This window comes from Halalkalicoccus sp. NIPERK01 (assembly GCF_030287405.1).
Lineage (GTDB): Archaea > Halobacteriota > Halobacteria > Halobacteriales > Halalkalicoccaceae > Halalkalicoccus.
This window is the reverse complement of sequence record NZ_JASVVV010000001.1, coordinates 483224-506059: the sequence shown is the minus strand read 5'-3', so window position 1 is coordinate 506059 and position 22836 is coordinate 483224. Positions and strand designations below refer to the sequence as shown.

General features: G+C 65.3%; 17 protein-coding genes. 10 read left to right on the top strand and 7 right to left on the bottom strand.

What is annotated here, in order from left to right; translation table 11 throughout:
- Positions 1-27: 27 nt before the first annotated feature.
- From QRT08_RS02575 to QRT08_RS02565, 3 genes are read right to left on the bottom strand one after another with little or no spacing between them, the layout of a single operon-like run.
- Positions 28-798, bottom strand: a complete 771-nt coding sequence (locus QRT08_RS02575; protein ID WP_286044198.1) for a metallophosphoesterase — start codon at positions 796-798, stop codon at positions 28-30.
- The gene (locus tag QRT08_RS02570) at positions 799-2283 is read right to left on the bottom strand and encodes an RPA family protein (RefSeq protein WP_286044196.1); all 1485 of its coding nucleotides are present in this window, start codon (positions 2281-2283) and stop codon (positions 799-801) included.
- Positions 2280-3545 carry a Single-stranded DNA binding protein gene (locus QRT08_RS02565; protein WP_286044195.1) on the bottom strand — a complete coding sequence of 422 codons (1266 nt, stop codon included), beginning with the start codon at positions 3543-3545 and terminating at the stop codon, positions 2280-2282. The genes QRT08_RS02570 and QRT08_RS02565 overlap by 4 nt, the downstream gene beginning before the upstream one ends.
- A 706-nt stretch (positions 3546-4251) precedes the next feature.
- On the opposite strand from QRT08_RS02565, the gene QRT08_RS02560 reads away from it, so the two are divergent.
- The 6 genes from QRT08_RS02560 (at position 4252) to QRT08_RS02535 (ending at position 10806) form a co-directional block, all read left to right on the top strand.
- Complete coding sequence (locus tag QRT08_RS02560; protein WP_286044194.1) at positions 4252-4911, top strand: 2,5-diamino-6-(ribosylamino)-4(3H)-pyrimidinone 5'-phosphate reductase; 660 nt, start codon at positions 4252-4254, stop codon at positions 4909-4911.
- 387 nt (positions 4912-5298) lie between these two features.
- On the top strand, positions 5299-6894 hold the full coding sequence (locus QRT08_RS02555; RefSeq protein ID WP_286044192.1) for a bacterio-opsin activator domain-containing protein: 1596 nt from the start codon (positions 5299-5301) through the stop codon (positions 6892-6894).
- Between the two features lie 53 nt (positions 6895-6947).
- Positions 6948-7733: a DUF4397 domain-containing protein gene (locus QRT08_RS02550; RefSeq protein WP_286044191.1), complete on the top strand. Its 786-nt coding sequence runs from the start codon at positions 6948-6950 to the stop codon at positions 7731-7733.
- Between the two features lie 110 nt (positions 7734-7843).
- Entirely contained in the window at positions 7844-9007 is a 1164-nt protein-coding gene (locus QRT08_RS02545; RefSeq protein WP_286044190.1) for a hypothetical protein, read from the top strand.
- A 78-nt stretch (positions 9008-9085) separates the two neighbouring features.
- Positions 9086-9787 carry a hypothetical protein gene (locus tag QRT08_RS02540; RefSeq protein WP_286044189.1) on the top strand — a complete coding sequence of 234 codons (702 nt, stop codon included), beginning with the start codon at positions 9086-9088 and terminating at the stop codon, positions 9785-9787.
- Between the two features lie 17 nt (positions 9788-9804).
- The gene (locus tag QRT08_RS02535) at positions 9805-10806 is read left to right on the top strand and encodes a sensor histidine kinase (protein WP_303650213.1); all 1002 of its coding nucleotides are present in this window, start codon (positions 9805-9807) and stop codon (positions 10804-10806) included.
- 28 nt (positions 10807-10834) lie between these two features.
- Here QRT08_RS02535 and QRT08_RS02530 read toward each other — a convergent pair whose 3' ends face one another.
- On the bottom strand, positions 10835-11722 hold the full coding sequence (locus tag QRT08_RS02530; protein WP_286044186.1) for a hypothetical protein: 888 nt from the start codon (positions 11720-11722) through the stop codon (positions 10835-10837).
- A gap of 246 nt (positions 11723-11968) precedes the next feature.
- Between QRT08_RS02530 and QRT08_RS02525 the strand changes: the two genes are divergently transcribed.
- On the top strand, positions 11969-12811 hold the full coding sequence (locus QRT08_RS02525; RefSeq protein ID WP_286044185.1) for an alpha/beta fold hydrolase: 843 nt from the start codon (positions 11969-11971) through the stop codon (positions 12809-12811).
- A 143-nt stretch (positions 12812-12954) separates the two neighbouring features.
- Here QRT08_RS02525 and QRT08_RS02520 read toward each other — a convergent pair whose 3' ends face one another.
- Positions 12955-14145: a copper resistance D family protein gene (locus tag QRT08_RS02520; protein ID WP_286044184.1), complete on the bottom strand. Its 1191-nt coding sequence runs from the start codon at positions 14143-14145 to the stop codon at positions 12955-12957.
- Between the two features lie 1457 nt (positions 14146-15602).
- On the opposite strand from QRT08_RS02520, the gene QRT08_RS02515 reads away from it, so the two are divergent.
- Positions 15603-16448, top strand: coding sequence for a helix-turn-helix transcriptional regulator (locus tag QRT08_RS02515; RefSeq protein ID WP_286044182.1), 846 nt, complete (start codon positions 15603-15605; stop codon positions 16446-16448).
- Positions 16449-16545: 97 nt separating this feature from the next.
- Here QRT08_RS02515 and QRT08_RS02510 read toward each other — a convergent pair whose 3' ends face one another.
- Positions 16546-17736: a C45 family autoproteolytic acyltransferase/hydrolase gene (locus tag QRT08_RS02510; protein ID WP_286044181.1), complete on the bottom strand. Its 1191-nt coding sequence runs from the start codon at positions 17734-17736 to the stop codon at positions 16546-16548.
- 139 nt (positions 17737-17875) lie between these two features.
- Positions 17876-19009 carry an MFS transporter gene (locus tag QRT08_RS02505; RefSeq protein ID WP_303650212.1) on the bottom strand — a complete coding sequence of 378 codons (1134 nt, stop codon included), beginning with the start codon at positions 19007-19009 and terminating at the stop codon, positions 17876-17878.
- Between the two features lie 303 nt (positions 19010-19312).
- Between QRT08_RS02505 and QRT08_RS02500 the strand changes: the two genes are divergently transcribed.
- Complete coding sequence (locus tag QRT08_RS02500; RefSeq protein WP_286044178.1) at positions 19313-20419, top strand: asparaginase; 1107 nt, start codon at positions 19313-19315, stop codon at positions 20417-20419.
- Positions 20420-20681: 262 nt separating this feature from the next.
- Positions 20682-22478, top strand: coding sequence for a sodium:solute symporter family protein (locus QRT08_RS02495; protein WP_286044177.1), 1797 nt, complete (start codon positions 20682-20684; stop codon positions 22476-22478).
- Positions 22479-22836: the final 358 nt, after the last annotated feature.

Genomic DNA, 22836 nt, shown 5'->3' with positions numbered 1-22836 from the left:
GGAGGAAAGTAAGCGCGTTGCTTACCCCTAGACGTCGCGGTACGCGCCGAGGCGCGTTCCATCGAGAAGGTAGGCCTCCCCGTCCGAGAGCCCCTCCGGCAGGAACGGACAGAGGAACTCCCCCTCGACGTTGATCCACGTCCCGCCCATCAGTTCGTTGAACGCCGGAAAGACGATCAGATCAGTGTCGGTCCACGTCCCGACGTGGTCGCCGAAGGGAGCGCGCGCGAGCGCCCCACGGAGCCAGACGCGTTCGGTTCGACTTCCCCCTACTTCGTCGGTCAGCCTGACCTGCGGGTGCTCGTGGCCGACACAGACCACTCGTGCGCCGAGCACCTCGGACGCGGGCCAGCTGTGGCCGTGAACGAAGCCCACGTCGCCGAGCCGACAGCCGTCTCCGGGCGTGACCGTCACCTCCGGCACGGAACCGGGCGTCCGGGTCGAACGGGCGTTCTCGACGATCGACTCGATGTCGCCATCGTGGTTGCCCTTGACGATCGTCACCGGCACCGACAGCGATTCGAGCAGCACCTCGATCTCGCCGCGCTCCGCGCCGCCCGGCCCGCCGATCGAGTGCATGAAGTCCCCGAGGATCACGAGCCGATCCGCGCCCGCCTCGGCGAGCAGTCGGTGAACGTGCTCGCGGCGCTTCTCGGCGCGACTCGCGACCTCGACGCCGTTCTCGTGGCGAAGCGCCGCCTCGATGCCGGCGTGGAAGTCGGAAACGACGAGCGCGCGTTCCCCGCAGAGGTCCGCGATCGCGGCCGGCTCATCCACGAGCGGCTCGACGAGTGCCATCTAGATCGGCTTCAACACGTCGTCCTGTGGCTCGTAACACCGCCCGCTCAACAGCGCGCTCTCGATGGCGTCGTCGACCGCCTCGGGCGCCACGCCGGCCTCGTTCGCCACCCGATCGACCACTGCCTCGCGGTCCGCGCCGTCGCCGTCGGCGAGGTCGCGCATCACTTCCATCGCCCGGTCCTCGACGTCCACCTCGCCCTCGTCGCTCGGTTCGTCCGCCGTGTCGACCTCCGTACCGGGGTCGGTAGTGGCGTCCCCGTCCTCGATTTCGGCGCCTCCCTCCGGTTCGGGAACGTCGATACCTGCCTCGCCGGGGTCGTCGACCTCGCTTCCCGAGGAGAACTCCATGTCGAACTCGGCTTCGATCTCGGCGCGCTCCTCGGCGTCGAACTCGTACAGTTCGCCCTCGTCGACCGTCTCGGCGTCCCCCTCCGCTACCGGTTCGGACGCGGCCGGTTCCGATTCGGGAACGTCGAAATCCCCGAGGTCGTCGGAGTCCGACCGCTCGTCCGACTCCGCCTCGGCGGTCGCCGTCTCGGGCACACCGGCCGTCTCGCCGTCGGCGTCGTCGGTTGCCCCGCTCGGTTCCGCCGGCGCTTTCCCGGTTCCGTCCTCGCTCTCCTGCTCCGGCATCTCGAATCCGGTCGCATCCGGTTCGGGTTCAGATTCGATGTCGGTTGCGGCCCCCGGTTCGGGTTCCGAATCCGTGCCGTCGGACGTGGGGGTGTCCGCCTCGGCCCCACCGACGCTGGCCGGTTCGGAAGCCTCGGCGTCGTGCAGGGCAACGAGGTCCACCGTCCGACCGTCATCCGCGCCGGGTTCGATCGCGGGCGGGGTGGCCTCTTCGACCGCACCGGCGACGAGTCGGGCCGCGTCGAGCGCGGTCTCGCGCAGCGCCGCGAGGTACGCGGGCGTCGTCCCGTACTCCTCGCGCGCGAGGGCGATCCCGTCCCGACGGTCCGACGCTCCGCTGTCGGTTTCGAGCGCGCGGGCGAACTCGCCGATCCGCCGCAGGGTGTGTTCGGCGGCCTGTACCGTCCAGCGATCCCGTGTCTCGGCGTCGACCTCCGCGATGCTCTCGGGACGGACCGAGGTGTAGACGCGATCGGAGTCCTCCGGCCGGAAGGTGTTGGCCTTCCCCGTGACCGCGACAAAGGTGGGCGGGTCGGCCCGCTCGAGGAACGCCAGCGCGTCGGGCTGGTACTGGCCGGCGTAGACGACGAACGCGCCCGTCGGATCGACCACGCGCGCGCGGACGACCTCGTCGTTGACCCGCTGGACCTCCGTGAGGACGCCGACGGCGAACAGGCGGTTGACCCGCGCGCCCGTCGGCGTGATCACGTACTTCGGGGCGCGTTCCTCGTCGCTGTCGGCGTATTCGAGCGACGAGGCGTCGAACTCCGTAGCAAAGAGGCGGTGGGCGACCTCGCGGCGTCCCGGCCCCGAGTCGCCACCGCCGCCCCCGTTCCCGTTTGCGCTCATTCGCCCACCTCCGCGAGCAGCGCCTCCGCACGCGCGGCCGGCGACTCCGTGACTTCGGCGAACTCGCTGGCGTCGAGGTTCGCGCCGTACTCGTCGACGCTGAGCGATCCTCTGACCGCGTACTCCCGACCGACGAGGGTCTCGCGGATCGAGTCGGCGACGACCTCCTGGTCCATCGCGTCGCGGGCCTGTTCGCGGGCGTCGTCGATGTCCCCGCCGTAGACCTCACGGGTGAGGTCGGTCCCGAGGATCGCCGTGACGGTGCCGGTGCCGTCATCCAGAATGGCTTTCACCCGGAGGTCGTCCTCTCCCTCGACCTGCCCGTGGCTCCGACACTGGCCCTTTTGAACCACGCGGCCACACTCGGGACAGCGCTGGATCAGTCCTGACCCATCGCGGACCGCGACGATCGTTCCGACGAGTTCGATGTCGAACGCCCCGCCGCTTTCCACCGCGTCGCCGATCGGCCTTCTCGGAGCGCTATCGCTCACCTCGACCGCGCGGTCGAGCGCCGACACAGTGGTAAACTCCGAGCAGTTGATCGAGGGGACCCCCCTGAACTCGCGGACGTAGACGTTCTCGAACAGGAGGTCAGCCCCCGCCTCGATCTCGTCTCGCGGCTCCCAGTCGGTGAAGGGTAGCCGGGCGCTCTCGTCGGCGAGGACGCCCGAGAGGATCTCCGTCTCGCCGTCCCGACCGTCGATGGTCCGGGTCTCGACCTCGATCACGCGGGCCTCGACCGTCAGTCCCCGGTCGCCGGGCGTCACGCTTGCGAGGTCCGTCTCGCCGCCGACCTCGTAGGGCACCTGCAAGAGTTCGTCCTCGAAGACGAGCGTCGTCGACTCCCCCAGATTGAGTTCGGGGTGGCCGTCCCACTCCCGCACTCCCGCGTTACCGGCGGTGATCGTATCGCCGGGCGAGAGGCCGAAATCCTCCCAGGCGGTGTAGTCGATGGTTCCGCTCGAATCGGCGAGCACGCCCTCGGTGATGGTTTGTTCGTTGCCCTGATAGCGGATCGAGCGCTTGCCTGCGGTCAGCACCCGGCCGGTGACGGTGACGTTCGTATCGTCGGTGGTGATCTCGCCGATGGCCTTCGATTCGGGTTCGCTTCCCCCGCCGTCGCCGTACTTGCGGCGCAGGCTATCGACGGCCTCGTCCATCGGCACGCTGTACGAGACGAGGTTCTGTAGATCGCGTTTGACCTCCTCTTTGTCGATACCGAGGTCGGAGGCGAGCGCCTCGGCACGTTCGTCTACGCTCATCGTCCCCTTTTGACCGCGATCGGGTATAAAGGGTCGCACACCGTAGCGAAAGTGGTTTCGCTGCAGGATGTAAGGATGTACGAATTTATGGTGTTGAACTCTGAATACGCCTTACATCAATGGTGGAGGTTTCATCAATTCTACAATCAGTTGTATTTGTAACAACTGTGTGGACGACGATTACCGTTTACATATTTAAATCTCAAGATAACGTATCGCTCATCTCTGCAATGTTTATTATGACAACCAATTTCGCCTTGATTCGAGCACTCATTAACGTTTATTATGAACTAGGTGAGATTTCGCAATATATTGAAACTGCAATACAATCACTAGTTTTATGGATGATTGTTACGGGTGTTTTCTTCGGAGGGAGTATATTTGTTGCTCGTCTTGGATCACGTCTCAGACGTTTCTTTGAAAGAATGGAATGGTATAGCAATCACTATCATGAATATCCAGAAACAACAATAGATACAATATTGAAACCCTATATATTGGGATTACTTGGGATAACACTGTCCTTTATGGTTTCCCTTCTTTTCCTAGTCATTTTTCCGTATGTGTTCGTCTGGAAATGGAGTTGGTTGCTTGAATTTGAAGGTATAGAAGCGATTTTTGATTATATCTCCCAGCGAGTTCTTCCTCCACCACGATAATTGGTAGATCAAACGATTTTACCTCTATGAGTACTCTTAGAGGAGATATGCACGTCGTCGTCAACGCCGCGACCAGCGCCGACGGGAAGCTATCGAGCCGACGGCGCGAGCAGGTCGCCATCAGCGGCCCCGCCGACTTCGACCGGGTCAACGCCCTCCGCGCGGAAAGCGACGCCGTGATGGTCGGGGTCGGCACCGTGCTGGCCGACGACCCCCACCTCACGCTCGACGACCCCGAGCGGGTCGCCGCCCGCGAGGAACGCGGCGACCCGCCACACCCCGCGCGGGTGATCGCCGACTCGGCGGCGCGAACGCCACCCGACGCACGGATCGTCGACGACGCCGCGAGGACCTATCTCCTGACGAGCGAGCGCGCGCCCCCGGAACGCCTCGACGCGCTCGTCGAGCGGGGCGTGGAGGTCGTAACCGCTGGCGACGAGCGCGTCGCCCTCCCCGACGCGCTCTCGGCGCTCGCCGTCGAGGGGATCGACCGGCTGATGGTCGAGGGCGGCGGCGAACTGATCTTCTCGCTGTTCGAGGCCGGACTGGTCGACGAACTCTCGGTCTTCGTCGGCCCCTCGATCATCGGCGGCCACGACGCCCCGACGCTGGCCGACGGCGAGGGGTTCGTCGAGGGGTTTCCCGACCTCTCGCTCGAATCGGTCGAGCGGATCGACGGTGGGGTGTTGCTTCGCTGGCGGGCGTGATTTTGTCATTCATATACTGTTTAACGGCCCGAAGACACGTCTACTCGATCCGTCACGTCCGTCGTCCGGCACAGAAGAAGGGACGAGCGGTCTCGTCCCCATCCACCTTCGTAGTCCGCGCTGGCGCGAGCCAGCGCACACTTCCCTCGTAATTATAACATGATAAATAGTTCGGTGTCGGTTTCGGGAACACCGCGTCCGGCCGCCGTACGTTCGTCACGGTGGGCGGCACCCATCCCGTCACCGGCGACCTGTACGCTCGGCCGTAACTATCTCGCTGACGCCGTCGACGTGCCTCGTCCGGCCGACGTCGCGAAACCGGCGACCGGCGCCGGTCGAGGGGGGACGACCGACAGCCTATTCGTCCGGTTGCACCACATCGGAGCCATGAGCGACGACCGGCTGATCGAGCGGGCGATAGACGAGGCTCCCATCGGGATCACGATCGCCGACGCCTCGGGGACCGACCTGCCGCTGATCTACCTCAACGACGCCTTCGAGCGGCTGACGGGCTACCCGCCCGAGGAGACGCTCGGTTCGAACTGTCGGTTCCTGCAGGGCGAGCGGACCGCCCCCGAACCGGTCGCGACGATGCGCGAGGCCATCGGGAGCGAGGAGTCGGTCTCGGTCGAACTGCGGAACTACCGCAAGGACGGGACCGAGTTCTGGAACCAGGTAGACATCGCCCCGATCCACGACGGCGAGGAGGTGACGCACTTCGTCGGCTTCCAGACCGACGTCACGGCGCGAAAACGGGCCGAACGCGAGGTCAGGCGGCGGGTTCGCGAGGTCGAGCGCGAGCGGCGAAAGCTCCAGGAGGTGCTCGATCGGATCGAGGGCCTCCTCGAAGATATCACCCGAACCCTCGTCCGGGCGACCACCCGCGAGGGGATCGAGGAGACGGTCTGTGACCGGCTGACGGCCGAGGAGGCCTACGACGCCGCCTGGATCGGCGAGCGCATACCGACGACCGACCGGATCGAACCCGCGACGTGGGCGGGGCCGGTCGACCTCGACGGCACCACGCTCCCGATGGACCGCGGGGACGACCCGGTCGTGCGCGCGCTCGCCACCGGGAACGCACGGTTCGTCTCCGAGGACGGCGATACGTCCTGGCACGAGGCGGTCCGGACCCGCGAGACGCGGGCGATGGCCGCCGTCCCGCTGGTCTCCGGCGAGACGACCTACGGGGTGTTGGTCGTCTACGCCACGCGGCCCGACGCGTTCGACGACCACGAGCGGGTCGTGTTGGAGTCGATCGGCCGGGCCATCGCCAACGCGTACAACACCCTCGAGAGTCGGCGCATCCTGACCGCCGACAGCGCCGTCGAGTTGGAGTTCGACCTCGGGACCGAGGACCTGTTCGTCGTCTCGCTGTCGGCGCGCGCCGACTGTCGGTTCTCCTACGAGGGGGCGGCCGACGACGGTGAGACGTTGCTGTTTTTCACCGCCGAGGGCGCCCCGCCCGAGACGCTCCTCGAACTCGCCGCCGAGTACGAGGCGGTCGCCGAGACGACCGTCCTGACGGCCGACGGGACGACCGGCCTCCTCGAGTTCCGACTGGCGGGCGTCTCGCTCGTCACCAGACTGGCGAACCGGGGCGTCCGGCTCCGCTCGATACGTGCGGATGGCGGAACGGGCCGTCTCCGACTCGTCGTCCCCGGCGGCGTGAACTCGCGGTCGGTCGTCGAACTGGTCACCGAGGCGTGTCCGACCGCGACGCTCGTCGCCTCCCGGGAGTACGACCGCCCGCCCCAGACCGACGACGAGTACCGACTGTCCGTCGAGGGGGAACTCACCGATAGACAGTCGCTCGCGCTCAGGAAGGCGTACGTCAGCGGCTACTTCGACCCGGACCGGCGGATCTCGGGCCAGGAGATCGCCGCCTCGATGGGGATCTCCCGCTCGACGTTCCACCAGCACCTCCGGGCGGCCCACCGGAAACTGCTCGGCGAGTTCTTCGACCGGGGACTACCCGACTAGTCGGGTGTTCAGTTGATGGCCGTTCCGTTCCTACCAATGGTCGGAGTTACACCATGCCACAACGAACGGGTATCTCACGGCGGCGGTTCGTACAGCTCGGGGGCGGCGTCGCGGTCGTCGGCCTCACCGGCGGCTTCGCGAGCGCGGACGGCCACGACGATCAATCAGAGGGCGACGACTCGATGGACGACGGCGGGGAGACCGCCAACGTCCGGGTCGCCCACCTCTCGCCCGACGCCCCGAACGTCGACGTGTTCGTCGACGACGAGGCGGTACTGGAGGACGTGCCGTTCACGGCCGTCAGCGACTACCTCGAACTACCAGCAGGTAGCTACAACGTGAAGGTCTCGCCCGCGGGCGAGGGTCCCGAGGGCGCGGTCCTCGAGGAGGACCTCGACGTGCCCGCCGCCGACCTGACGGTCGCGGCGATAGGCGAGGTCTCCGGCGAGAACCAGCCCCTCGAACTCGCAGTACTGGAGGACGACAACGGCGACCCGGGCGACGCGGCCCGCGTGCGTGCGGTCCACGCCTCGCCCGACGCCCCCGCGGTCGACGTCGTGGTCGCCGAGACCGGCGACGCGCTGTTCGAGGGCGTCGAGTTCGGCGACGCGGCCTACGCCGAGGTGCCCGCCGGCGACTACCGACTGTGCGTCTACCCGGCCGGCGAGCGCGAGGAGGCCGTCCTCGGTGCGGACGTCGAGGCGATGGGCGGCACCGTCGCCTCGGCGTTCGCCGTGGGCTACGTCGCACCCGACGACGCTCCCGCCGACGAGGCGTTCGAGATCGTCCTCACGGTCGACTTCGAGGGTGGGGACGGCGACGACTCGGACGACCACTAGGGTCACATTCGAACCGTCCGATCCTGACTTCGTGTTTTATCGGTCCCGCACTGGAGAGGGGGTCCACGGCGTTCCGGCCACGTTAACTGTCACACCGTCGTACGGTGTGTATGAAGGAACTCGAATACGCCCTCGACGCCGCCGACGAGGCGACCTTCGAACGCCTCGCCGCGTCGTTCGTCCGCTCGCGGGGCTACCGGACCAAGGAGTTCCGCGCCGACACCGGCGAGTGGAGCGCGCGGATCTGGATGCGTTCGCGACCCGGCATCGCCTGTGCGAGCGTCGCGGAGGACTGGCGGGAGGCGTTGCGCTCCTCGGCGCGGAAGGTCAAACGGATCGAACACGAGCGCGGCGAGGAGTACGGGCTGTTCGTCTTCGTCACCAATCGGGACGTGACCGGCCTCCAGGAGTTCGATATGGAGGATGAAATCGCCCGCGAGTACGGCTGGCGCCTCCGGCTCTACCACCGTCAGGACCTCATCGGGGAACTCTACAACACCGCGCCGGGGCTGGCGAAACACCACCTCGACGTCAACCTCGGGTTCGACACGGACCACCTCGCCACCCTCGAGGAACTGCGCGACGAGCGACTGGACGTTATCGCGACGCGTCGAGACGAGGCGACCGAACTCGCCGCGGGGCCGGCGGTCGTCCTCCACGTCATCCCCAACGGGATCTTCTCGACCGAACGCCGGTGGGCCTCCTCGGAGATGCCCGATCCGAGCGTCCTCGCGTCGTCCGACGCTCCCGCGGTGGACGCCCGCGAGACGCTGAAGATCGCGTACGACCACGACGAGGGCGACTACGAGGGATACGCGCTGATCCGACACGACGGCCTCTACGAGTCGGCGACGACGCGGCTGTTCTACTCGGACGGGGACGGGTTGCTGTTGCGCTCCACCCCCGACGACCCCGGGCTGGACGCCTCGGTGGCGATCGCCGTCCGCGAGACGCTTGCTCACCTCTCCGCGATGGGCTTTTCGGCGACGGCCTCGGTCTGGGTCTCGGTGCTGGACGCCGCCGAGGCACGACTGGACCCCGCGGAGATCGAGGACGCGCTGTCCCCCACCGCCCCGTTCGGGTTCGATCGGTACTCGACCCGAGTGGCGACGGCGTCGATCGCCGACCGCGAACACGCCGCGGTCCTCCGTGACCTCGAAGCGATCCTCTCGGAGCTGTGGCGGGCGTTCGGCTATCCCGACGGGACGCCCCACGTCGTGGACGGCGAGTGGGTCGGCGAACCCGCCTCCCTCGACGACTCGACCCCTCCCTGATCGATCGGCGGTATCCCGATCACATACGAATCGATATATTTTTTACCCATTATTATAAAGTATATGTGAATAGCGGCCATGGGAATCACGTCGAGAACCGATCGAGCGACCGATACGCGGCTGACAGCCGCGACGCTGCTCGAAGCGTATTACTGTCAGGACGACCGCGAGAGATATCTCCTATCAGGGGACGTACGGAAGGCGGCGGACGCCGGCGCGAACGCGCTCGAGAAGATGGCGACCGCCTACGAGATGGAGTTCCCGTGGCTCGACCGATCCCGTGCGCGGACGGCCGGGCGGGCGTTCATGCACGCGTTGTTCGTCCAGGACGAGATCGAGAACTGGGAGGGGATCCGCGCGGTTCCGACCGACCTCCGGGACGTCCTGGTGAGCGATCTCGATGAGCGGTACGGCCCGGACCCCGTCGCGGACGTCCGGTGGGAGAGCGTCGAGGCGTCCCTCCGGACGACGTGTCGGACGGCGGGCATCGACGAACGATACGCGTCGCTCCAGACCCGTTTTTGGGTGTTACACGGCCAGTCCGATCCACGGTGGGAGGAGGTCGCGCGGGCGGCCCACGAACTCAAGTTGCGCGCGATGGTCGAGGACCCCCCCGAGTCCGCCGTCGATCGACTGGGGAGGCGGTTCGTCGATGGGGTGCGACTCCACGACGGGTGGACCCACCGCGACGAGACGGCGGACCTCGACGACGCGGTCGATCTGGTCGCCGCGTACTACGACGAGGTCTTCTCGTTGCGCCCCGAGGGCGGTGGACCGTGACCGACGTCGACCCCGGGATGTACGCGGAGGCGTTTCGGAGCATCGACGCCCCGGCGCTGATCACCGGCGCCGATCTCGTCATCCGGGACGTCAACGAGGCCGGCCTCTCGTTTACGGGCTACGAGTACGAGGAGTTCGTCGGCCGGTCGGCGACGATCGTCTCGGGCGACGAGGGGACCTACGCCGACATCGTCGAGACGGTCCTCGACGGGGCGGCCTGGAGCGGGGATTTCGAACTCCGGACGAAAGAGGGCGAGGGAGTGTTCGGCCGCGGGTCGGTCGCGCCGATCGTCCTCGACGGCGAGACGCGCGGCTACGTGGCGGTCTTCATCGACACGACCAAGCAACGCCGCTACGAGAACACCGCCGAGGTGCTCAACCGCCTCCTGCGACACGACCTGCGAAACGAACTGAACGTCGCCTACGGCAACCTCCAGAACGCCCAGTCGCGGATCGACGACGACGAGGTCAGCGCCTATCTCGACCGGGTCAACGAGGCGCTGACCCGCCTCATCGGCAAGAGCGAGCGTGCCCACAGCCTCGGGGAACTCCTCGAGAACAGCTACGAGGCCGAGAACCACCTCGTCCGACTCGATTACGTGCTCCACGAGGCGATGGTCGAGACGATCGAGGCGTTCGACGACGCGCAGTTCCGATTCGAGGAGTTCCCCCCCGTTCGGGTCGTCGCGGACGACCTGCTCACGACCGTCTTCACGGTCGTTCTCGAGAACGCCGTTGTCCACAACGACGCGCCGACCCCGATCGTCGAGGTCGAGGTCGAAGAACGCGACGGGGACGTGACCGTCCGCGTCGTCGACAACGGCCCGGGGATCCGGGAGGGCGAGGAGGACCTGATCTTCGGACGGGAAGAGCGGGACCAACTCCACCACGGGAGCGGGATCAGCCTCTTTTTCGCCGACAACGTGATCAAAAGCTACGACGGCGACATCCGGGTCGACACCGACCGGGAGGAGGGTGCGGCGTTCGAGATCGGACTGAACAAGGCGCCGTCCGACTGAGCGTCCCGGCCGACGGCGGACGGCCGCGTCACCGATCGTCCCCACACCCGTCGTCGGGAGCCGACTCGGTCGTCGCGTCGGCGTCCGAACTGAGGGGATCCCCCTGGCTGCTCGTGATCCGCAGCCGATAGGCCTCCTTCGCGAGGAAATCCGCGGCGGTCGTCTCGTCGTCGGGGCCGACGTGCAGGTGGTACGTGCCGGTCACCGCCGCCGTCACCCCCTCCCCGTCCGCGGAGCGATCGAGGGGGACGGTCTCGTCGTCGGGCGTATGTAGGACGAGCGCCGGATCGAACAGGTCCGTCTCCCGAACGATCTCGTAGACGACCGTGATCTCGTCGCCCTCGGTCGCCTCGATGGCGTACCAGTCGTGGTCGTAGCCGGCGACGACGGCCTCGACCGTCTCGTCGAACCCGAGTCGGGTCGCCGATTCGCGCTGCTCGTTGGGATCGAACCGATCGAGACGGACCGTCTCGATCGAGAGCGTGTACTCGGTCGGTCCGTCGACGGGGCCGTCGGCCCCGCTCACACGGACACAGTACGTTCCCGTCCGCTCGGCGACGTCGCCGCCGACGACCGAAGCGATCCCCAACTCCGCGCTCGTCACGTACGCGCCCCGGTTCGGGTTGTCCGTCGGGAGTTCGCCGATCTCCCGGCCGTCGAGATCGAGAAGCGTCATCCGGAGGTCCCGGCCCGATTCGAGGTCCTCGGCGGTCAACCGGAGTTCGATCCCGTCCCCGGCACTCGCTTCGAACTGGTACGAGTCCCGTTCGTTCCCCCCGTCGATCGTTCCCTCGAACGCATCCGTTCCGTCGCCCCCGTGTTCCGCACCCCCGGCGGTGCCGGCCACGACGCTCCCGGCGATCAGTCCGCCCAGTCCTCCGAGTACGTGCCGTCTCTTGAACGTGTTATCCGTCATTGTGAGTCCCCTCGCTACGCTACGGCACACCACGGTCTGAGGGGGGCTTAACAGTTGCTATCGTAGTCTGCCCTCGTCGTTTCACGGCGCTAGAGTCGTCTCACGTTCGAAGCCACGGCGACGTCGATCCCGAGGATCACGGGACCTCGTGCGGGGTCGGGAACCCTTTTTCGGAATAATACCTACCGTTGAAACTCTGATCGATACTCGAAAAACTATTTATCATTATCCATCGTTACATATCTGATGTTCTACATAGAAACACCGGACGGTGTACCGATCCATTACAACGAACGCGGCGAGGGGGAGACGATCGTGCTCGTTCACGGCTGGACGTGTGACTCGGGGTTCTGGTGGCGGAAGAACGTCGACGCGCTCGCGGCGGACCACCACGTCGTCACCTACGACCTCCGTGGTCACGGCCTCTCCGGAAAGACCGACGACGGGCACAGCCTCGCGGGGTACGCGGAGGACCTGGAGTTCCTCATGGGGGCGCTCGGCATCCGTGACGCGACGCTCGTCGGCTGGTCGATGGGCGCCGCGATCGTACTGACCTACCTGGAGGAGTTCGGTACCGGGCGAGTGCGGGCGATCGGCCTCGTCGACCAGACGCCGAAGTTCTACTCCGAGGACGGCTGGGAGTTCGCCCTCATGGGCGAGTTCTCCGGAGAGGGGCTGGCCGGGCTGGTCGACGGACTCGAAGTCGATCGCGCCGAGGCGGCCAAGCCGATCATCCAGGCGTTCTTCGCCGAGCCCCGTCCGGAGGAGGAACTCGCCGAGATCTACGCCCGGACGACGCTGACGCCGACGGCGGTCGCGACCGCGATGTTGAACGACATGGTCCCGAGGGACTTCCGGGACCGGCTACCGGAGCTCGCGGTCCCGACGCTGCTCTGCTACGGGGAGCACAGCGTGGTCTTCCCGGGGCCGCTGGGCGAGTGGATGCACGAACGGATCCCCGACTCCGAACTCGTGACGTTCGCCGAGAGCGGCCACAGCCCCCACTGGGAGGAACCGGAGAGGTTCAACGCGGCGCTGGCGGAGTTCGTCGCGCGGGTCTCCGACGCGGAACTCACGGCGGCGGACTGAGGCCCGCGTCCGTCGCGTCGAGCGGTCGTTCGCGTCATAGGGTCGTTCGTCACTGTTTTCAGCCAGCCGCAGCGGAGACGGGTTTCGCGGGGGCGAAACGGATGACGGGTATCTCTGCCGGGGGAGGAGTACGAACGACCCTATCAGTCGTCGTGTGTGCGATGGGACATCCGGTTCGAGCGGGTCTCCCGATCGACGTCGAGTTTGCCCAGTTCGTACCCCAGCGCGAGCGATCCGACGACGGCGATGCTGATCGCGCCCAGTTCGAGGAGCGTCTCGAACTCGGTGAGCGCGACCCCCCTGACGACCTCGCTCGACGCCGCGACCGCCGGTTCGAGCAGTTCGTACGAGGGCGTCACGGCCGTGGTGAGCGCGACCGACAGCCCCATCGCCCCCAGTAGTATCGCCAGTTCGAGCCGAACGGATCGGGCCACCGCAGAGACGGCGTCGCCCGCCGCGATTCGTGGGCCGAACCCCGTCAACATCCCCGGGAGCGCCGCCGTGTCGTTCGACTCGCCGACCGAGTAGGCGATCCCCTCGTGGAGGACGACCCGGTTGAACCCGCCGATCCCGGCCGCGATCACGACCAGCCCCACCTTCGCCGAGAGGAGGATCCCGTACGGGGTCGTGACCAGCGCGGTCAGCGTCGGGACGTGCCACGCCGCGATGACGGCGCCGGTCGCGAACGCGAGAGTCACACCTGAAACGGCGATCAGCGAGAACCGGCGGACGGTCGAGAGGACGAGTTCGGCCCTCTCGACCTCGATAGCGGCGTCGGCATCCGCATTGGCGTCACGCGGTACCAACGCGGGGAGCACGGCGAGCACCATGAGACCACCGACCCACAGGGCGCCGCCCGTCATGTGACCGACCTTCACGAGGATCGCGACCGCGGGGCTCTCGATGGCCACCGAGTAGCGCGTCCAGCAGAACGCGACGAGCATCGCGAACGCCCCGACGAACACCGTCGCGAGCCAGAGGCGTCGCGAGACGCGACCGGGACGCGTGTGCCGTCCCACCGTTAGCGCACCCGCGACGAGCGCGGCGACGACGAGCGTTCCCCACGCCCACCCCGCCACCGTCGAGCTCGCCCACGCCAGGAACTCCATTTCCGACGCCCCCGCGTTCCCGACCGCCAGCGCACTCGCAGCGAGGCCTGCTCCGATGAGTGTCACGGTAATGACGGAGAGAGCCACGCGGTGTGCTCGCGCCGTGTCGAGACCACGACGCTCCAGTTCGGGAAAGACGACGAACGAGAGGGTCGGCGGAACGCCGACGAGCAGGACCAGCGCCGTCACCAGGACGCCGCGGAACACCGGATTCCAGGGCTCCATCGTCAATCCCACCTCGGACCGACCCGTCCATACCGGTTCGAATCCGCCCCCCGAGGCTCTCGGTCGAGCCCGCGTGCCCGCCTCGCCTCGATAGTCATCCTAACTGCTATGTTCGGGGAACGAACGTCACGTCTCGCTCCGAATGGGGGTATCGAACGTAACATATCGGTACTGTAACCCGATCGCTGTGGTCGGTCGAAGAACCGCGGCAGCACTGCGCTCATGGTCAGGTCAACACCACTCAGTGGTCGTATTAACGGTTGTGATGGCTTTTTTCGGGCAATAACCGGATCCAACTCCGACCAATCGGATGCCTCTCCGAAATATATGTGATAACTATCACTGAGGGATTAATGACATGAATATAAAACAACTAGTATTCCTGATTTCATATTATCTATGACTGGATAGATAACTTACCATTCACGACCCGAACGACACGCCGCGGTGGTAGGCGCTCGATTGCGTCTCGGGTGTCGGTCTGGGCAGTGAGTGTAACCGAGGACGCCGCTTGTCGCGACCGATAGTGTACTCTCGATGTGATATTCGTCGGAGGGTTTTTCGTTTAGACGCCTCGTCATACGTCGGGTACTCGATATGATCGATCAAAAGTAACGATTCGGAGAGATGTCTACGATGGGCTGGGAAATCAGCCGTCCCATAGGTGTTCCTAGGAGGTCATACGGGGTAGCTTCGGGCGGGAATCGGACGGGGCTTGGCAACCGATCCGCCCCCTGTTCCGTCCGATCACCGCCCGTGGTGTCATGAGAAGGGCGATACGGAGTCGGACCATTTCGGCTGGATCAGCCGTTCTACACCGACATATCGTCGGAGACCGGGAAAGGCGGACCATCGCTGATCCGGTGGGCCGACTCACGGATAACCGCACGCACCGTTTCGACGAGGCGGTGTGTCGATCGTCGTGGATGTGGGGTATCGGTTAAGGGGAACGAGCATCTACCACGATGTGTACTAGCATGGCAAGGGACGATCGCATGAGTAACCGTCCGACTGACAGAGAACGACGCCAATTCAGACTCGTTCGCCGAAAAGGGACCGTGAACATGCTCAATCGGACACGGGTGGCGCGAATCGCACGGAACGCTGGGTTACTGGCCCTTGCCGACGCCGCGGACCAGAGGGTTCGGTACTACGCGCTGCTCGACCAGTACATCGCAGCGAGTCGTTCCTGAACCACTCTCCCGTTTGCCTCGCTCCTATGGTCCCTTCCGGTGAGTGGCGTTCCGGTCGGACGCGAGGTGCGCTCGAGAAGTGACCGGGTATCGCTATACATCGCCCACGTAGCTGACCCAGCAGTCCCTTAGAACTGTCGCACGGTCAATCACCGACATCCCACCTCGGGACTCGAATGACAGTTGGACGACACGACCCCATCGGGTGGGCTCGGCTCACGGGAGAGAGAACGGTTATTACAAAACCGTGTGTACACTAGTACCATGGGACCGAATACGGGATCGCCGATCGGCGACATCGCGTATCTCGCGCGGTCCGAACACCGGGTTTCGACGCTCGTCGCTCTGGCCGACCGACCCCGTAGCAGATCCGAACTCCGTGAGCTGGTCGGAGTCTCGTCGTCGACGATCCGGCGGACGCTGAGCGAGTTCGAGGACCGCAACTGGATCCGTAAGAGTGGTCGTCAGTTCGAGGCGACGCCCGTGGGCGCGTACATCGCCTCCGGAATGGCAGGGCTGATCGAACGGGTCGAAAACGAACGGAGACTCCGGGACGTCTGGCACTGGCTTCCGGTCGAGACGGGCGACCTGCGGATAGACCTGTTCGCCGACGCGGTCGTGACGGTTGCCGAGGCGACCGACCCGTATCGCCCGGTGAATCGGTTCGTCTCGCTGCTCGAAGCGACCGATCGGTTCAGGCTACTCGGGTCCGACCTGGCCCTGTTCGAACCGTGTCGGGAGCTGTTCTGTCGAAGAGTCGTCGACGGCATGGAGGCGGAGATCATCGACCCGCCGTACGTCTCGAAGCACGTCCTCTCGACGTATCCGGACCACTTCTCGAAGACCATGGGAAGCGGGAATCTCACGGTGTGGGTACACGATGAAGTCCCGGGATACGGGCTCACGCTGTTCGACGACCGAGTCAGCATCACGGGGTATACCCCCGATAGCGGGGCCATCCGCGTACTGGTCGACACCGATGCCCCGGAAGTACGCGAATGGGCGGAGACGACCTACGCGGCCTACCGGCGCTCGGCTCGGTCGCTCGACGCCCTGAACGTGGACATCGATGCAGACGCGTGCTGCGAGGTGCGCCTCGAACACGAGTAGGCGTTCACACCCGGCCGTGATGTCGATACGGTCGAACTAGCCGCGAGAGACGTGTAAGCGGTCCGCAGGCAGCATACACGGGCACGAACTCCGTCCTCTAGCGAAGTCGATCGAGCCACCGCCGGCCGGTCCGGAGTTCGCTGGGGACCCCTTCACCGAACACACATCGGGTGCGCTCCGTTCCGCACGGATTACCCATCCAGATTTCGATCGCTGGCGAGCCACCTTCGAAGATCGTCGTACTCGCGGTCGTCAGCTGTCCGAACGCGTGTGGTTCGTCCGTCTCGGGTTCCGGATGGCGACAGATGGACGCGTCGCTCGGACCGTTCGCGTGATCCCGGGCCACCGCTCGCAGGTCCTCGCGGCCGACTCGATCCGTTTCCTCGAGCAACTCGCGTGCGCGCTTGCGCCGCTTCGTCGAACTGTCGGTCCGAGTCGACGTCGAGTGTACGAAGTGGTTCGTTCTGATCGCGAGGGGACCGTCGTCGACGGCGATTCGCTCGGCCACGGGGTCGATCTCGAGCAAGGCCGTGTCGGTCGCGTCGGCCAGGAACAGCGTCTGGCCACACAACCGACGCGTCGGATGGGATTCGAGCAGGTCCCGGGCCTCGTCGACGGTGGCACACTCCTCTAGGAGTCGCCGGATGACGGTCCCGTTTCGGAGTTGGTCTTCGGGGTCGATGTCGTCTCGCGTACTGTCGATGTAGGTGTTGGCCGTGACCAATCCCCGCTCGTTGACGCCCTTGAACGTCGAAACCGTCCCACACGTATCGATCGTCAGGAAGCCGTAGTAGTCGCCGATCGGTGGCTGCTCGATGACCGATTTCGGTCGCGCCCCTCGGCCCGCGATGTCCCGGTTTTTGAGCACGAGTGGCCCGGGAGTGCCGGTTCGGGCGTCGAAGCCAGCATTCGGCTCGACCTTCGACGGGGCAACGAGCGCGTTCGTACATCCCTTCGGGTTCTTCTCGGATCGGCCGTCACCATCGGCGAGCTCCTCACAGAGTTCCGCGTAAGCGAACACGTAGACGTCGTAGACCTCCGAATCGACGTCGAACACGTCGGCCATCGCCTCGTAGGCCCGTCGATGGCGGTCGGGCAGGCTCTTTCGACTCCGCCGGGCGTACTCGAGCGGCAGTTCGAGATCGGCGTCCCGTTCGTCGATCACTCGTTCGAGTTCGTCGACGGCCCACTCGACGGCCCGCCGTTCGGTTTCGGCCCGGCGCCGTGCCTGTTCGGCGAAACTCTCCGCTTGGACTACGTCGTCGGTACCGACGGTGGCGTCGTCCATGACGGCACGTCGGGTTCGAGAGAGTTGTTTCTTGGCCCGGATTCGGAGGCGTGACGCCCGATCCCGGACGGACGTGGTCCTACGTTCCGGCCGAGTGTGTCCGTTTCCCGCTTCCGTGATCGGGTAGCCGACCGTCGGATCAGTACTCGATCGAGAGGAACACGACGAGGACGACCACGCCGGCGAGCACGGCGATACCGAGGAACGCCTCGTCGAAGTACCCCCGGTCGGCGACCGCCCCGAAGAGGACCGGGCTCAACGCACCGAGGGCGATGTAGACCGTCCGGAGCGCGCCCAGATTCGTCCCCCGTGTCCCGTCCGGAAGCCGCCGGGTGAGATCGGAGATCACGATCGTTTCGAATCCCAGGAGGCTGCTCGCGAGGACGGTCAGGAGGGCGAACAGCCATACCTCGCCGGCGAACGGGAGCGCGCCGAGAGCCAGGCCGGCCGTACTCATGATCGCCAACAGCGGGACCCGAACGCCGATACGGTCGTAGGCCCGGCCTGCAACCGGCTTTATCAGGACGCCGAGCGCGAAAAAGAGGCCGAACAGCACGGTCGCGACCTGCACCGAGAGCCCCTTCGTGTCGATCAGATAGGTCGGGTAGAACCCGATGAACGCCTGCATGATCACGCCCCACACCACGAGCAACGCGGTTCCACGCAGCACGATCGGCTGGAACACCGTCGGGACGACGTCGTCGAGTGCGAGGGTCTCGCGCAGCGACGTCGCCGTCCGCTCGCGTCGCGGAAGCGTCGCCCGGAGACCGACCGCCGCGAGCACGAAGAGCGGAACGGCGAACCCGAAGCCGTACTGCCAGGCCACCGCGACCGCGATGAATCCGGCGGCGGGCGGCATCACCGCGTTCCCGAGGTCGCCGGCGGCCATCGTCACGCCCGTCGCCGTGCCGAGCTGCTCGGGATAGATCTCGTCGAGGATCGTGAACCGCGAGACGCCGTACAGCGCCGTCCCCATGCCGAACAGCGCCGTCGCCGAGAACAGGACGATCGTCGAGTCCGCGACGACGACGAGGCCGAGCATCGTGGCCGCGAGAAGGGAACTGGCGATCAACAGCAGGCGCTCCCCGACCCAGTCGGCGAGGATTCCGCCGGGGAGTTGCCCGCACGCGTACGCGATCCAGAGGACGGTCAACAGGAGGCCGGCGGTCGTGAGCGTGAGGCCGTACGCACCGCGGAGATGGGACAACAGCGCGGGATAGATCATCCTGACGCTGATCGACAGAAACCAGCCGAAGGCGATCGCGAGGAGCATCTTTCCGCGTCCGCCGCTCCGGAGGCCCGCGATCACCCGCTTCGGGGTCGAGAGATACTGCACGAACGGTGAGCCTCACCCACCTGTTCGTTCGTGGTCGTGCTGTTCAGTCTTGTCATCCGATGGACCGCGAGAGAACGTGTGTCATCCTCCGTGATCCGACTGATCGCTGTGTCCTCGAGAACTGGTGATTCGACGGCCCTTCCCCAAAACGTGGTCCTCCGTAGTCCGTTCCGAGACGATCGTTCCCCCGTTTGCGGGTATCCCCATCCTTATCGCGATGAGAGTTCACACGACACACGGATGACCCGATACGGCTTCGAGCGACGCTCGTTCATGCGGATGATGGGTGGCACGGGCGGCGGGCGGCGAGCGAGCAGTACCGCTGGGGGCACCGACGGATCCGAGACCGACGCCGACGGTGACGATCGGACGGGGGACGATGAAACCGTCGTGCAGGTGTTGAGTATGGGCGGGACGATCGCGAGCACCCCGGGGGAGGGCGGTGCTTCGCCGTCGCAGAGCGGGGACGCGCTCGTCGACTCGGTACCCGACCTGAACGAGTACGCCGACGAAATCCTCGTCGAACAGGTCACCCAGCTCGGCAGTTTCAACCTCGATCAGGACGACGTCGCCGATCTTGGCGAGGCCGCTCGTGCAGCCGAGGATATCGCCGATGGGATCGTCGTCACCCACGGGACCGACACGATGGAGGAGTCGGCGTATCACCTCGATCTGGCGCTGGATCTCGACGTACCGATCGTCTTCACCGGCGCTCAGCGTCGTCCGGACGAGGTGAGTGCGGACGGACCGGCGAACCTCGTGACCGCGTTTCGGGCCGCGACACACGAGGAGATCCGTAGCGGGGTCTACATCGCGTTCAACGAGGAGCTACACGCGGCCCGCGACGTGACGAAGGGTCACACGAGCAAGCTGGAGACGTTCGAATCGCCGGACAACGGTCCCGTGGCGACGTTCACGCGGGACGACGTCCGGCTGCACCGTGAGCCGGGCAGTTACTCGGTCGATCTCCCGGCGCTGCGTACCGACAGGACCGTCTCGATCGTCTCGTCAGGACAGGGGATGGACGATCACCAGATCCGGTCCGCGATCGAGCGGGGCGACGACGGGATCGTCCTCGACGGGTTCGGGCTCGGGAACACGAGCGAGACGCTGAGCGATGCCGTCGCGGCGGCGATCGATGGGGGGATTCCGGTCGTCGTAACGTCGCGAACGCACGCCGGGACGCTCAGTGCAGTCTATGGAAACGGCGGCGGCCAAACGCTGGAGAACCACGGCGCGATCAGCGGGGACGACTTGCCGGCCCACAAGGCGCGAATCAAGCTGTTGCTAGCGCTCGAAGCAACGGGTAGTATGACCGAACACCGCGAGCGTTTCGGGTCCTGGTGACCGCAATACCGCCACCGACGGAGACGAAGCCCCATACGCGAACCGTGGCCCGCGGTTCCCGACTGGACGCAAGCGGGTGGGACGGCACGAGCGGCCGATGATCCCGATCCCGTATCGTGAGGGAGTATGGCAAGGTTTTTGGCCGCCGCTCCTCGTAGTCCGTAACCATATTCCATGACAGTCACTACCGAAGCATACCATACCGAACCACGACGGGCAGGAGTCTGCCGAACGGCCCTTCACTGGGGTTTGAATCGATAACATGCAAGTGGAACCCCAGGAGGTCTCCCTCGGGTGGGACATAGCGATCCTGACGATCGTCGGCCTCGCAGTGATGATCTACATCGGCTGGTATTCATACAACAAACGGGTCGGCGTCGATGCGGACGATTTCTTCTCGGCGAGCAAGTCGCTGGGGTTCGTGATCATCGCACTCACGATCTTCGCCGATTCCTACAGCGGAAACTCGTTCCTGGGCTATGCCGCGGAAACGTATCGATCGGGGGCGTGGTTTCTGGTGTATCCGCAATTCATGGTCGCTGCAGTCATCGGTTCTCTCATCGTCGCACCGCCGCTCATCAACCTCGGCATCAAATGGGAGTACACGTCGCCGATCGATTACCTCGAGCATCGCTTCAACTCGAAGGTCGCCTTCATCGCCGTCTTTTTCCTCCTCTGGGGGACCTTCGTCCAGTTCACCGAGCAGTTCTTCGCGATGGGGTATCTCGGCAACGTCGCGTCCGGGGGCGTACTACCCTACCAAGCGGTCATCGTCCTGTTCGCCATCGTCATCCTCCTCTACGTCGGCCTCGGCGGGTTCCGGGGGACCGCACTGACCGCGGCAGTACAGGGGGCGTTGATGCTGTTCTCGCTATCGCTGATGCTGCTCCTGATCGGGACGTTGGGCGGCTTCACCGCACAGATGGACACCGTCTGGCAGGAGGCCCCGAGCAAACTGACGATTCCGGAGATGGCAACGATGCAGGGTTGGTACAGCACGATCGTTCTGATCCTCCTCGGCCTCCCGACGTACATCCACATTCAGCAGTTCTACCTCGGCGTTCGGGACGCGGAGAACCTCAGGCGGACGTTCAGACTACAGGCGCCCGTTTTCTTCTTTGCTGCGTTCACGCTTTGGATCATCGGGATGTTCGCCAGCGGCGTCTTCCCGGCGCTGTCCGAGTCCCAATCCGAGCAGGTCGTGCCGTACTTGCTCGGTGCCTTCGTCCAGTTAGAGGGGAGTACGCTGCTGCCATCGCTGATCGCCCTCGGGGTGATCATGGCGACACTCTCTACGGCTGGGGCGGCGGTGATGGTCGTCTCGATGGTGTTGGCGAAGGACCTCTACGGGCGATTCATCGAACCGGAGGCGACGGATAGCAGGGTCATCAACGTGAGTCGAGTCTTCCTGGCGTTGTCGTTACTGGTAGCGCTCGGCATCTCGTTCAGACCGTCGCTCACCATCTGGACGTGGACCGAGTTGAAGTTCGAGTTCTTGCTCCAGGCGACGCCGCTGTTCCTCTTCGGCCTCTACACCCATCGAGTGAAAAACACGCCTGCTATTGCAGGGATGCTCGTCGGGTGTGCGGTCGCGATCGCGCTCTATGCGAGCGGAAACCCCGAAGTATACAGCTTTCACGCGGGTATCATCGGCCTCATCGCGAACTCCGCGGTTCTAGTGGGCGGGAGCTATCTCTCGGGGCAGGACGAAGAAACGGAGCGGGCAAAACGAATTCTTCGGTACAACTCGATCGCCGTTACGGAGGACGGCGAACCGGATACCCGATACATCCTTCCGGCACAGACCACGGTTTTCTGGATCGGTCTCGGCGGTATTCTCGCTATTATGGTCCCCTGGTACGCTCCACCGGCATGGAACGCCGAGTTGGCGTTTGGACTTCCGATCTGGACGTGGGGCATCATCGGGGCACTCGTACTCGAAACGCTGTTCGTCGTGTTCTCGACCTATATCTGGCGTGAAAAGCCGCCGGAAGACAGCAGTCGAGACGCTTCGGTAGAGGCCACGGCGGCCTCGAAGGCCCCCTCATCGAGGAACTGATGCACGACGGGACGGTAGTGATCGGAACCCTCCACGGTTTTGCTGGTATCCAACGAGCGACCACGTATCGATCACCCGCCCCGAATCACGCTGGAAAGACGTGCGACTCCGCTATCGAGCGGCCCATTGTTCACCCGCGCGCGTTCGTGGGATACGAGGACGAACGAGGACGAGCGGACCGGCGGGATACGCGGCGTGACCCGTATCAGAACTCGTTCGGTGGATTCGAGCGGGCCACGTCGACCCCGTGGTCGTAGGGTACGTTCTACCCGTCACAGTACGACCCGGCCTATTTCGAAGTCGGGTCGTTCCCCAACCAAAAGAGGAGGGCGCCTAGACCGGCTATGATCCCGATAGG

Coding starts and splice junctions, on each gene's coding strand:
- QRT08_RS02495 (WP_286044177.1), top strand. CDS start 20,682: ATGCAAGTGGAACCCCAGGAGGTCTCCCTCGGGTGGGACATAGCGATC.
- QRT08_RS02575 (WP_286044198.1), bottom strand. CDS start 798: ATGGCACTCGTCGAGCCGCTCGTGGATGAGCCGGCCGCGATCGCGGAC.
- QRT08_RS02510 (WP_286044181.1), bottom strand. CDS start 17,736: ATGGACGACGCCACCGTCGGTACCGACGACGTAGTCCAAGCGGAGAGT.
- QRT08_RS02525 (WP_286044185.1), top strand. CDS start 11,969: ATGTTCTACATAGAAACACCGGACGGTGTACCGATCCATTACAACGAA.
- QRT08_RS02555 (WP_286044192.1), top strand. CDS start 5,299: ATGAGCGACGACCGGCTGATCGAGCGGGCGATAGACGAGGCTCCCATC.
- QRT08_RS02540 (WP_286044189.1), top strand. CDS start 9,086: ATGGGAATCACGTCGAGAACCGATCGAGCGACCGATACGCGGCTGACA.
- QRT08_RS02535 (WP_303650213.1), top strand. CDS start 9,805: ATGTACGCGGAGGCGTTTCGGAGCATCGACGCCCCGGCGCTGATCACC.
- QRT08_RS02570 (WP_286044196.1), bottom strand. CDS start 2,283: ATGAGCGCAAACGGGAACGGGGGCGGCGGTGGCGACTCGGGGCCGGGA.
- QRT08_RS02545 (WP_286044190.1), top strand. CDS start 7,844: ATGAAGGAACTCGAATACGCCCTCGACGCCGCCGACGAGGCGACCTTC.
- QRT08_RS02550 (WP_286044191.1), top strand. CDS start 6,948: ATGCCACAACGAACGGGTATCTCACGGCGGCGGTTCGTACAGCTCGGG.
- QRT08_RS02565 (WP_286044195.1), bottom strand. CDS start 3,545: ATGAGCGTAGACGAACGTGCCGAGGCGCTCGCCTCCGACCTCGGTATC.
- QRT08_RS02515 (WP_286044182.1), top strand. CDS start 15,603: ATGGGACCGAATACGGGATCGCCGATCGGCGACATCGCGTATCTCGCG.
- QRT08_RS02505 (WP_303650212.1), bottom strand. CDS start 19,009: ATGCTCCTCGCGATCGCCTTCGGCTGGTTTCTGTCGATCAGCGTCAGG.
- QRT08_RS02520 (WP_286044184.1), bottom strand. CDS start 14,145: ATGGAGCCCTGGAATCCGGTGTTCCGCGGCGTCCTGGTGACGGCGCTG.
- QRT08_RS02560 (WP_286044194.1), top strand. CDS start 4,252: ATGCACGTCGTCGTCAACGCCGCGACCAGCGCCGACGGGAAGCTATCG.
- QRT08_RS02530 (WP_286044186.1), bottom strand. CDS start 11,722: ATGACGGATAACACGTTCAAGAGACGGCACGTACTCGGAGGACTGGGC.
- QRT08_RS02500 (WP_286044178.1), top strand. CDS start 19,313: ATGACCCGATACGGCTTCGAGCGACGCTCGTTCATGCGGATGATGGGT.